General features: G+C 48.3%; 4 protein-coding genes. 2 read left to right on the forward strand and 2 right to left on the reverse strand.

Going from position 1 to position 4967, the window contains the following annotated elements:
- Both GX419_08655 and GX419_08660 read right to left on the reverse strand, forming a co-directional pair.
- Nucleotides 1-264, reverse strand: a 264-nt coding sequence (locus GX419_08655) for an 8-amino-7-oxononanoate synthase (GenBank protein ID NLI24760.1), incomplete at its 3' end; no start/stop codon positions are given.
- A gap of 522 nt (nucleotides 265-786) precedes the next feature.
- Nucleotides 787-1911, reverse strand: a complete 1125-nt coding sequence (locus tag GX419_08660) for a hypothetical protein (protein ID NLI24761.1) — start codon at nucleotides 1909-1911, stop codon at nucleotides 787-789.
- Between the two features lie 62 nt (nucleotides 1912-1973).
- Here GX419_08660 and GX419_08665 point away from each other — a divergent pair, with 62 nt between their 5' ends.
- Together GX419_08665 and GX419_08670 are read left to right on the forward strand one after the other, a co-directional pair.
- Complete coding sequence (locus GX419_08665; GenBank protein ID NLI24762.1) at nucleotides 1974-2534, forward strand: DUF3109 family protein; 561 nt, start codon at nucleotides 1974-1976, stop codon at nucleotides 2532-2534.
- Nucleotides 2535-2784: 250 nt separating this feature from the next.
- The coding region (locus GX419_08670) for a glutamine synthetase type III (protein ID NLI24763.1) at nucleotides 2785-4967 on the forward strand (2183 nt) is incomplete at its 3' end.

Below are 4967 nucleotides of genomic sequence, written 5' to 3' on the forward strand. Positions count from 1 at the left end.
GATATCGAGGGTTCCGTTTAGAAAGCGCGATCCGGCACAACCGGTACCGTATTTGTCAATGGCCTTTTTGGCGGCTTCCTTGATTTTGGGGTGATTGGTAAGACCCAGGTAGCTGTTGGATCCGAACATAAGAACCTTTTTCCCTTCGATAATGACTTCGGTATCCTGTTCTGATTCAATCGGGCGGAAGTAGGGGTAGATACCTGCCGCCTGGGCCTTCTGAGGCATGTCATATAATCTGGTACGATCCTGTAAAATTCCCATAAATTGTTACGATAAGGTTAATTTTGGTAAAAAAATGTTAAATAACACAAGGTGCAAATATACATATTCAAATTAAATACGGATAGATTTTGCGGAGTTCATTGCATTTGCAATGATAGAACAGCCTGTTGGGAGTTTATACGGGGTTTCACCCCGAACCCTGAGTTACTTTTTTGTCAGCTACACAAAAAAGTAACCAAAAAAAGTCTCCACGATTGAAGGCTGAGGCCTCTTCGGAAGGTACCCCAACTATCGTCCATAACCAACCCGGCCTCAGCCCGCACCAATCGTGGACGTCCCCCCACAGGCTTGCTAAGGGCCAGAGCAAGAGCTTAATCCCGTTTCTGAAAAGGAATTTCTTTCCTGAACGTAAATCCAAAGCGCGCTGGCATCCGGGCAAACCCCGCTGAAACGAAGTGGAAGCGGCATGAAAGGCGATTCATGCATGACCAATGCATGAATCGGGCATATCAAGGAAAGAAAGGAAGTGGGGTTAAAGGGGCGAAGCCCTTTGACTAATCCCTATTCTGACATTCTTAACTGGTACTTATACACCGCATATTGTTTCCCCAGCCGGTAATATTTCTGGGCCATGGACTGTTCTCCGGTTTGCCGGTACACCCGGCTCAGGGCAAAATAGGCCATGGTACGTACCGATTCGTCGTACCGATTGAATTGTCCTGTTAACCGGATTCCGGCTTCAAGGTATTTTTTGGCGCTTTCAGGCCTGTGCAGGACGCGGTCTTCGTAAATTCCCCTGAAAATCAGATATTTCATGCGGTGAAAGTTGTTTTTCCTGCCTGCCTGAGACAATTTCGCAATGAGGGAATCGGCTTCCTCAAAATGGCCATTGATAAAAAGCGACTCAATGTGTACGCCAAGGTAATAGGTATTATCGGGGTACAGTGCCCGGAGGCGGGAAGTCAGCATGGCGGCCAGCTGCGGCTGATCTTCGTAATTGAGGTAGATCAGGGAAAGATAGAACAGAGCTTCGGCCCTTAGAAAAATGCAATGCGAGGCGGCATATTTCAGCTGTTCCAGTCCTGTTTTCTTACTTCCTTTCGGAAAAAGAGATGCAACGGGCTTATAAACGGGATGGGCTTCCGGATAGGCTTCGCGGTAGTAATTGTATAAACCGGTTGTAAAGTAAAATTCGCTGAACTGGTCCATCAGGTGAAATCCTTTGGCCACCTGACGGTAGAGGGCTGATGCGCCCAGGGCAACCTTCATTGTTTCTCCGTTATCGACATACACCAGGTTGATCATGGCGCGGGCCAGCATATCAAAGGAAACTCCCTCCAGATCGTCCGGATTGCGGTCAAGGTAAACCTGGCAGCGGTTGACAGCTTCCGAGCAGAGGGCGATATATTGATCGGTTTCATCTGTGCCGGTAATAAGCGGGAAATTGTTGTGGTACTGCCACAAAGCCTTTAGCAGAGGCACCACAGGGTGGTCAGGTACTTGCTGTTCAATGTGAGAAATCAGGACAAGGGCTGTGTCGAACCGGTAGTTGTATATCAGCCGTACGGCAGGTTCAATTTCTGAAAGCAGGGGATGGGAAGGCAGAAGCCGCACCTGCGCCGTGGCGTTTACCAGGGAACAGGCTGTAAGGCCAAACAGCAGGGTTATTTTCCTCAGGCGTTTCATGCCGATAAAAGCCCGAAATTACGAAATTAACCGTAAATTGCACCGGTTCTAATCGGTAAAGTATGGTTCAGATCGGCGATGTCATCATCAGTTCGGATGTTCTGGAACGGATGTTTGTATGCGATGTGGGAAAGTGCCATGGGGCGTGCTGTATTATCGGTGATTCAGGGGCGCCGCTGGATGCCGGGGAAGCAGGGATTCTGAAAGCTGAGTACCCGCGTTTTAAGGAGTTTCTGAGGCCGGAAGGTATAGAAACCATTGAAAAACTGGGTACGTCGGTGATTGATTCTGACGGCGACTGCGTGACTCCGCTGGTTGACAACAAGGAATGCGCCTATGTGGTATTTGACGGGGAAATTGCCCGGTGCGGTATTGAGCTGGCATGGAAAGCGGGGAAAACCAGTTTCCGTAAGCCGGTATCCTGTCATTTGTACCCGGTACGTCTTACGAAATACCATTCCTTTATAGCGGCCAACTACCATCGGGCTGATTTTTGTGCTCCGGCCCGGCTGTTGGGGGAGAAACTGCAGGTGCGGGTGTATGCCTTTCTGAAAGAAGCCCTCATCAGGCGCTTCGGGGAGAATTTTTACCGTGAGCTGGAGGAAGCAGCAAAGGATGAGTAGAAATAAAAAAAATATCAGCCGGTTGACACTGCGCCAACCGGCTGATATTTTTTTATCCATCAACCCCACCCTCTTTCGGTCCTCTGTAAGAATCGAAATTCAATCAAATCGATAAAAAAATTGAATAATTATGAAAAAAATGGGGTAGGGTTAACAAAAAGTAAAAAGATTATGAAAAAAAATACAAAAAATAGGGGGTCGTATTGAAAAAGAATATACATTTGCCATGTAAATTTAAAACTAATTCATTATGGCTACACTTCGTTTTCTGGCCCTGGAGGAAGTCCTGAGGCGCAAACCTGTGAAAATTGAAATTCCAAAGGAAAAAATCTCATCCTATTACGGGATCAATGTGTTTGATCGCAGCAAAATGCAGAAATACCTTTCCAAGGAGGCATTTGAGGCTGTGATGATGGCCATTCAGAAAGGAACACGCATTGACCGCAGGATGGCTGATCAGGTTGCCGCCGGTATGAAGGCCTGGGCCATGGAAATGGGTGCAACACACTACACCCACTGGTTTCACCCCCTCACAGAAGGAACCGCCGAAAAACATGACGCCTTTATTCAGCATGATGGCCAGGGCGGGGTTATTGAAGAATTCTCGGGCAAATTGCTTGTCCAGCAGGAACCCGATGCCTCGAGCTTTCCCAGCGGCGGAATTCGCAACACCTTCGAAGCCCGTGGCTATACCGCGTGGGACCCTTCTTCGCCGGCTTTTATTGTTGACAACACCCTGAGCATTCCTACCATATTTGTATCATACACAGGAGAAGCCCTTGATTACAAGACTCCTTTGTTAAAGACCCTTGCCCTGGTTGATAAGGCCGCTACCGAGGTATGTCACTACTTTGACCGTAGTGTAAACCACGTGAATGCCTACCTGGGTTGGGAACAGGAGTATTTTCTTGTGGATGAGGCGCTGGCCATGGCACGTCCTGACCTGGTGCTTACCGAACGTACCCTTCTCGGTCATGCTTCGGCCAAGAACCAGCAGCTGGAAGACCAGTATTTCAGTTCCATTCCCGAACGGGTAAAGTGCTTCATGCAGGATATTGAAATTGAAGCGTATAAATTGGGCATTCCCATTAAAACCCGCCATAACGAGGTGGCTCCCAACCAGTTTGAAATTGCTCCCATCTATGAGGAATGCAATCTGGCCGTTGACCACAACCTGCTGATGATGGATCTGATGAAGAAAATTGCCCGCCATCACAATTTCAAGGTTCTCTTCCACGAAAAGCCGTTCAAAGGTGTGAATGGTTCGGGCAAGCACAACAACTGGTCGCTGATTACCGATACAGGCATCAATCTTTATTCTCCGGGGAAAACCCCCAGGACCAACCTGATGTTCCTCACCTTTATTGTGAATACGGTGAAGGCTGTTTACGAACATGCCGACCTGCTGCGGGCTTCCATAGCTTCGGCGGGCAATGCACACCGGCTGGGAGCCAATGAAGCTCCGCCCAGCATCATTTCCGTTTTTCTCGGGTCAGAAGTGTCAAAAATGCTCGATCAGATTGAAACTTCGGTCAAGGACAGGAAAATGACGGCGGATGAAAAGACCGAACTGAAGCTCAATATCGGCAAGATACCACAGATTCTGCTCGACAATACCGACCGCAACCGTACCTCGCCCTTTGCTTTTACCGGTAACCGGTTTGAATTCAGGGCCGTTGGCTCATCGGCCAACTGTGCTGCCGGTATGATTGTGCTCAACACGGCCGTGGCTGACCAGCTGATCCAGTTCAAAAAGGACGTGGATGCTCTGAAATCCAAAGGGATGAAGAAAGATGAGGCCATTTTCCACGTGCTCCGGAAGTACATTATTGAATCGAAAAACATCCGGTTTGAAGGGAACAACTACAGTGAGGAATGGAAGCAGGAAGCCGCCCGTCGGGGGTTGAAGAATGTGAGCGATGTACCGGAAATGTTCGATGCGTACCTTACGCCAAAGTCGGAAGACCTGTTCCTGCGCAATGGCATTTTCAACAAAAAGGAACTGGAGGCCCGTACTGAAGTGCGCCTTGAAACCTATGTCAAACAGGTACAGATTGAAGCACGGGTGCTGGGCGACCTGGTCAACAACCACGTTATTCCTGTGGGCATTGACTATATGACTTCCCTGATCCAGAATGTGCAGGGCCTTAAGGAAATTTATTCAGAAAAGGAATTCCGTGAACTGGCCAGCGTCAGGCTGGAAGTGATCAAGGAAATTTCGAGCTACATTACCATTATCAAGACCAAGGTGCGCGATATGATTGAAGAGCGCAAAGTGGCCAATAAAATTGAGGATATACGCAAACGGGCGGACCACTATTCAAAGAAAGTGTTTCCATACTTCGATGAAATCCGTTATTACGTTGATAAGCTGGAACTTCTTGTTGACAATGAACGGTGGCCTCTGCCCAAGTACAGAGAATTGCTCTTTAC

This window comes from Bacteroidales bacterium (assembly GCA_012517825.1).
Classification (GTDB): Bacteria; Bacteroidota; Bacteroidia; order Bacteroidales; family JAAYUG01; genus JAAYUG01.

Coding starts and splice junctions, on each gene's coding strand:
- GX419_08660 (NLI24761.1), bottom strand. CDS start 1,911: ATGAAACGCCTGAGGAAAATAACCCTGCTGTTTGGCCTTACAGCCTGT.
- GX419_08665 (NLI24762.1), top strand. CDS start 1,974: ATGGTTCAGATCGGCGATGTCATCATCAGTTCGGATGTTCTGGAACGG.